7 protein-coding genes and 1 rRNA gene are annotated in these 6,176 nt (G+C 49.9%); 1 reads left to right on the top strand and 7 read right to left on the bottom strand.

All coding sequences use genetic code 11. The annotated features are described in order from the left end of the window. Positions 1-150: 150 nt before the first annotated feature. The 4 genes from AC3ZPD_RS22770 to AC3ZPD_RS22785 all read right to left on the bottom strand — a co-directional run bounded on the left by AC3ZPD_RS22770 (position 151) and on the right by AC3ZPD_RS22785 (position 3,451). The gene (locus tag AC3ZPD_RS22770) at positions 151-582 is read right to left on the bottom strand and encodes a universal stress protein (RefSeq protein WP_490986526.1); all 432 of its coding nucleotides are present in this window, start codon (positions 580-582) and stop codon (positions 151-153) included. Positions 583-667: 85 nt separating this feature from the next. Then, a complete protein-coding gene (locus AC3ZPD_RS22775; RefSeq protein ID WP_490986527.1) occupies positions 668-931 on the bottom strand; it encodes a DUF1294 domain-containing protein in 264 nt (87 codons plus the stop codon). Positions 932-1,072: 141 nt separating this feature from the next. Further along, complete coding sequence (locus tag AC3ZPD_RS22780; protein WP_490986528.1) at positions 1,073-1,204, bottom strand: hypothetical protein; 132 nt, start codon at positions 1,202-1,204, stop codon at positions 1,073-1,075. Positions 1,205-1,309: 105 nt separating this feature from the next. Then, the gene (locus AC3ZPD_RS22785; protein WP_490986529.1) at positions 1,310-3,451 is read right to left on the bottom strand and encodes a DNA topoisomerase III; all 2,142 of its coding nucleotides are present in this window, start codon (positions 3,449-3,451) and stop codon (positions 1,310-1,312) included. 131 nt (positions 3,452-3,582) lie between these two features. Here AC3ZPD_RS22785 and AC3ZPD_RS22790 point away from each other — a divergent pair, with 131 nt between their 5' ends. Further along, positions 3,583-3,843 (top strand): GlsB/YeaQ/YmgE family stress response membrane protein, encoded by a 261-nt coding sequence (locus AC3ZPD_RS22790; protein ID WP_490986530.1) that lies wholly within the window; start codon positions 3,583-3,585, stop codon positions 3,841-3,843. Between the two features lie 93 nt (positions 3,844-3,936). On the opposite strand, the gene AC3ZPD_RS22795 is transcribed toward AC3ZPD_RS22790, so the two are convergent. The 3 genes from AC3ZPD_RS22795 to rrf all read right to left on the bottom strand — a co-directional run bounded on the left by AC3ZPD_RS22795 (position 3,937) and on the right by rrf (position 6,172). Then, the gene (locus AC3ZPD_RS22795) at positions 3,937-4,743 is read right to left on the bottom strand and encodes a CAP domain-containing protein (RefSeq protein ID WP_490986531.1); all 807 of its coding nucleotides are present in this window, start codon (positions 4,741-4,743) and stop codon (positions 3,937-3,939) included. A gap of 220 nt (positions 4,744-4,963) precedes the next feature. Further along, a complete protein-coding gene (locus tag AC3ZPD_RS22800) occupies positions 4,964-5,713 on the bottom strand; it encodes an acyl-[acyl-carrier-protein] thioesterase (protein ID WP_490986532.1) in 750 nt (249 codons plus the stop codon). A 342-nt stretch (positions 5,714-6,055) separates the two neighbouring features. Then, positions 6,056-6,172, bottom strand: a 5S ribosomal RNA gene (gene rrf, locus AC3ZPD_RS22805). Between the last annotated feature and the right edge of the window lie 4 nt (positions 6,173-6,176).

Genomic DNA, 6,176 nt, shown 5'->3' on the forward strand with positions numbered 1-6,176 from the left:
CACAGATATCAATGGGGACGTAAAAAGATGACTCCTGTACAGTACAGGAATCATCTTTTATCTGCGGCTTAAAACCACAAGTCCCTTTTTTTACAAGTGTCCTTGACAAAGGGTACAGTTCACTAAAGGACATTCCTCTTATTTTCCTTCTTATTTCACAACCAGCACAGGGATTTGGGCATGCTGCACAACATTGTGGCTGACGCTGCCAAGCACGAATTCCCGGATGCTGCCAAGACCGCGGCTGCCAAGGATAATCACGTCATGACCGTTTGTTTTTGCATATTCCAGGATGCCTTCCGCAGCGGGGCCTTGAAGCAGCTCAACCTTACCTGCAATGCCGGCTTCCGTAAGGCGTCTTTCCGCTTCATTCGAAGTGCGGGTCGCCAGCTCGTAAAAATCTTCGTTTACGCTTGTAGGAACCGGGGCAAAACCTTCAGCTACATAAAACCGAGGAAAATCATATACATGAATAACCGTCAACTCGGTGTTAGTCAGCTTGGCCAGCTCGATCGCTTTGTCCAGCGCTTTGTTCGATGCTTTGGATCCGTCATAAGCCACCAAAATTTTGTTGAATAACATGTCTTCCACCTCTTCCTATGTACTTTGATCATTTGTAAACCAATCTTGCAAGGACTGAAACGGCCGCTCCCGGAAGCAGGGCTTCTTATCTCAAAAAATAAGTATAAAGAGCCGCATTGAGAAAGAGCAGCAGCGGGATGCCGACCACAAAGCTGCCATGGCGTGTTTTATGGCGTTTGGCATACATGGCGACGAGCACCCCAAGCGCTCCCCCCATGACGGCCAGCAGAAACAAAGTCCGCTCGGGAATGCGTTCTTTTCTTTCCCTGGCTCTTCGTTTATCATCCGACATCACCAGATAAGAAATCAAGTTGATGAACACAAACCAGACGAGCAAGGCTTCCCTCATAAAAATCATGCCTCCTTACCGCACCTTGGATCAACCTTTGTCCTTTTATTATAAGTCCGCGTTATTTTAAAAACAATAAACACGGCACTCTCCCAAAAGAGAGGCACCGTGTTCCGTTATGGAAAAATCCTTTTCGAACCTTTATAATTTCGGAATCCCGTTTAAGCTCGCCGGGTGATCGGCCTGCTTTTTCGTTTTCGTTTCCCTGGCTTCTTCCGTAAGGCTGGACTTGTTCTGCTGGTTGTTCAGCTTCTTCGGTTTATGATGCGGCATGAAAACTCACCTCCTGGGTTTAACATTCCACTCCCCATGAGGATTTATTCCGATGCCCGGCTGAAACGCCAGGGATACCGGGACCCGAACTTATAGAGTTAGTGGTTACTGCTGATTGTTCTTCTCCAGCGCCGCTTTCAGCAGATCGCCCAGGTTGGAGCCCAGCGACTCCTGTTTCGCATATTGCTTCACCAGCTTCTGCTGGTCTCGTTTATTGACATGGCCGTTTTCCTTATTGAGCGTTTCCGTAATGCCGCATGGCAGACATTGAACGTAAAGGCCCGCTTTGCCTTCTTTCAGTTCCATTTTCTTATGGCACTGCGGACAGCGGCGGTTCGACAGCCGTTTCTCTCCGGATCGGGTGTATCCGCAGTCGTCGGCCGGGCAGATGAGAAGCAGGCCGCGTTTGGATTTTTTCTCAAGCAGTCTTGTTCCGCAGTTTGGACAGTGGCTGTTCGAAACATTATGAGGTTTGTATACCGCATCGCTGCCTTTGACATTCCCCACCAGTTGGCTGGCCATTTGACGGATATCCTGCAAAAAAGGTTCCGGCTTGCCGCTTCCCCTCGCAATCCGTTCCAGCTCCGCTTCCCATTTGGCGGTAAGCTCGGGAGCCCGAAGCTCTACCGGTGCCAGGTCGATCAGCTGTTTTCCTTTTCCGGTAGGGTGAAGAGCATTTCCCTTACGCTCGATAGTATCAGAGCTGACAAGCTTCTCGATGATATCCGCGCGGGTTGCCGGAGTTCCGAGCCCGTGTTTCTCCATCTGCGACAGGAGCGCCGCTTCCGTATAACGTTTCGGCGGCTGGGTACGGCCGGTTTCAAGTCGGCAGCGTTTCACGGCGACCTTCATCCCTTCGTTCAGCTCGGGCAAAGCCGCCTCGGAGGAAACATCCGTATCCGGATTATCATCTTCGTTTTCCCCAGTCTCATCATAATCAGCACTTTCGTAGACGGCTCTCCAACCCTGTTCCTTTATCGTAATGCCCTTGGCCGTCAGCGTTTCTCCCTGAATTTCGACTGTTACGGCGACCTGGTCAAAACGGGCCGGGCCATAAAACAAACTGATAAAGCGTCTTACGATCAGATCATACAGCTTGCGCTCGTCGCTGGTAAGCGCATTTAACAGCACCGTCTGCTCCGTCGGGATGATGGCATGGTGATCGGTCACCTTGCTGTCATCGACGACTCTTTTTCCCAAGGTCAGGTTCCCTCTCAGCAGAGGACGGGCCATCGATGCATAAGGGCCCATGGCGACGCTGCTCAGCCGCTCCTTCAGCGTTCCGACCATATCGGACGTCAGGTAACGGGAATCCGTGCGGGGATAAGTGACGAGCTTATGCTGCTCGTATAGTTTTTGAAGCACATTGGAGGTCTGCTTGGCCGAAAAACCATACCGGCGGTTCGCATCCCTCTGCAGCTCGGTCAAATCGTAGGCTTGCGGATGCGGAACGTTTTTTTCGCTTTTCTTTACTTTAACAATCGTGCCGCTGCCGCCTTCAAGTTTGGCCTGCAGTTCTTTCGCCTTGGCCTGATCAAAAATCCGGCTGTCCCCGCCCCGGCCCTGCCAAAGTGCCTCAAAGCCGTTTAATTCCGCCTTGATCCGCGCATACTCTTCAGAACGGAAAGACGTAATTTCCTGCTCACGGGCCATAATCATACCCAGCGTAGGCGTCTGCACACGGCCGGCGGAAAGCGGGGCGCTGAATTTCGTGGTCAACGCCCGCGTGACGTTCAGCCCGATCATCCAGTCCGCTTCGGCTCGGCATCTGGCCGACTCATACAAACGGTCAAACTGGCTGCCCGGCTTCAGCTGGGCAAACCCGTCCTTAATCGCCTTATCCGTCTGCGAAGAGATCCAAAGCCGCTTAAACGGCTTGTTCCATTTCGCCATATCGATGATCCACCGCGCCAGCAGCTCGCCCTCTCGCGCGGCATCCGTCGCCACAATCAGCTCGCCGATGTCGCTCCGGCGCAGCAGCTGCTGGACCGCTTTATACTGATGGCTGGTTTCCCTTAGAACCTTCAGCTTCATTTTTCCCGGAAGTATAGGCAAATCCTCCAGGCTCCAGGTGGCAAACTTATGATCGTAATCCTCCGGCTCGGCGAGGCCTACCAAATGCCCCAGCGCCCAGGTTACGACGTATTTCGGTCCTTCAAAATGACTTTTATGTTTATCGCGGCTTCCCATGACTCTGGCGATTTCTTTCGCTACAGACGGTTTCTCCGCAAGGACTAATGTTTTCATTGTCTTCCCCCTTTGCTCATTTTTATATTATAACATTTCCAGTCTCCTCCTGTTTCGTTCAAGTTGAATAGGTTAATAAGTAGACATCAGCAGCTGTTACATCAACCAAATATCTAAAGAGGTGAGTAGAAATGGCATTTTTATGGTCGTTAATTATCGGTGGGATTATCGGATGGCTGGCAGGCTTGATCATGGGCAGAGATATTCCAGGCGGTATTATCGGTAATATTATTGCGGGATTTATCGGCGCTTGGCTCGGCAGCTTCCTTCTAGGGAACTGGGGTCCGGTCGTAGGCGACTTCTACTTTATCCCGGCCTTGATCGGCGCGGTTGTGCTCGTCTTTATCGTCAGCCTGATTATGGGCGCGGTCGGCAGACGCAGCAATCCGTAACGGCAATTGATCGTTGATTTAAAAAAACACAAAAACACCGGAGGAATCCAGGGAACAAGCCCTGGTCCCTCCGGTGTTTTTTTTTCAAAAATCTTAACGTCCTATAAACTCCTGTACCCAATAACCGTTGTAGTAAGCTACGCCGATTACGTTGTAGTTTGCATTCATGATGTTAGCGCGGTGGCCGGAGCTGTTCATCCAGGCGGTCATCACTTCCTGAGGCGTTTTCTGGCCTTGGGCGATGTTTTCCCCGGCATAGCTGAAGCTGATGTTAAACTTCTTCATCATGTCGAAAGGAGAACCGTAAGTAGGCGAATTATGGTCAAAATAATTGTTTTGGCTCATATCTTTCGCTTTCACCATTGCCATGTTGGACAATGCGCTGTCTTCGGTCAAAGGTTTCAGGTTTTCTTTAGCGCGCTCCTGGTTGACCAGCGTGATTACCTGCTTGGCAAAATCAGACTGGCTCGTAGTCGGCTGCTGAGCCGGTTGGCTTGGCGTTGTAGTTCCCGGTGTAGTCGGCGTTTTTGGAGCCGTCGGTTTTGCTGGTGCTGGTGTTGGTTTTGGTGCTGGAGTCGGCGCTGGTGTCGGAACCGGTGTTGGCGCTGGTTGAGTTTGCGATACTTGACCCTGCGCATTTTTCAGCTGGTCCAAAAGCTGACTCCAGTCCAGATTTTTCAAATAACCGGATAAATCAAGGGTGTTAATTGTAGTAGAGTTTGTAATAGTCTTAACAGTTCCGTTAGAAGTCACTTTGTAAACTACTGTTTTGGAAGTCTGATGTTTTGGGGTTGTATTCCCGCCATTTGAAGACGCTGCATAGGTTGGCAGGACCAAGCCCATGGACATCAATACGGCAACTCCTCCGGCTGCGATGCGTTTGGTCAATTTAGTATTCATCCTGTCATCTCCTTGTTGGTTGTGTTCTACGTTATAAAAAGTTCAGGTTACAAAATAGTAACAACGCTGTAACCTTTATTATCATAACATGAAGACAAGATGAATCTAACCCCTCAGATATTGGGAATTCCCCCTCGCAAAATCCAACGCATATAAAAAGCCCAAGGAATTGGTGATATTCGCCAAATCCTTGGGCTTTTAAAAGGATGGATCCTTTCTTTTACGAGAAGTAGAGGCACGCCTCAAAACCAATCGATTCCGGTTCGTCCACAGCTTGTCCACGAATGTAGATCCGGCCGTCAATAAGAGGTGAGCGCAGGAGCTGCAGCTTGTCCCCCCATTTTACTTCCTTTATATATGTAATGTGAAAACGCCGCAGCTCCAGCTCCGCAAGTTCGTCCGGCGCAAGCGCATCGTAACAAATATCCGCATAACGCGCGTTGTTAACGTGTCCGTTAATATCAACGCTGCTGTATTTAACTTCATAAATGAAGCTTTCTATTAAAGAAACGTCATCCGGTACACCCACCTTCTCGGGCAAAACGCCGACGGAATCCTCCGTGTAAGGCGGAACCTCTACCGGCAGTGCATTTGGGCGCAGTATTTTTCGTTTATGGATATCCACGAGAGCCCAGGTAGAACGGGCTGCAGCCGATTCTTCCCCATCCTTCCCGAAAACGCGGTAATCTCTCTGCCATATCGGCCCTTTGGTTCCCTTGCTCCAGGTAGTGATGTCAACCGTATCCCCAAACTTAGGCAGCTCACGTATATCCAGGTCCAGAGTCATCAGCATCCAGCCCATGCCTGCATCCAGCATGCCGCGCCAGCTGATCCCTAATGCGTTTACAGCCGAATCCGCCGCCTGCTGCAAATAATCAAGCAGCGCAGACAAGCGGCAATTCGAACGCCAATCAGCCTCACTTGTGTGGATCGTCCGTTCCTCCGACCAAATTAACCTCTGTTTATCCACATTCTGTTCCTCCTTCGCCTCTTAGCCTGCCTGTACGATTCCTCTAAAACAACATTATACACAATTCTTTTGTAGGTATGCTCGAATGCTGGCCAAACTTAGGGAAGTTCCAAGAACCGGTTTATGAAGGCTTGTGAGTTATGGGGATTAAATTGTGAATTTGTGGAGAATTTTTTTGAAAATTACAATGTTTTCGAGAAAAAAACGGAAAGTGCTGTGAATAAACGAAAAAAAATCGCTGCATGCGCAGCAAACTGTGGATGATTTATTGAATTTTTCAACTTGTTCACTTGTGGACAAAATAAGACCACCGTCGATGTTATCAACAGTGGTCTTCAGTTTGCTTGGCGGCATCCTACTCTCCCAGGACCCTGCGGTCCAAGTACCATCGGCGCTGGAGGGCTTAACGGTCGTGTTCGGGATGGGTACGTGTGGAACCCCTCCGCCATCGCCACCAAACATG

It is taken from the genome of Paenibacillus mobilis (assembly GCF_058267595.1).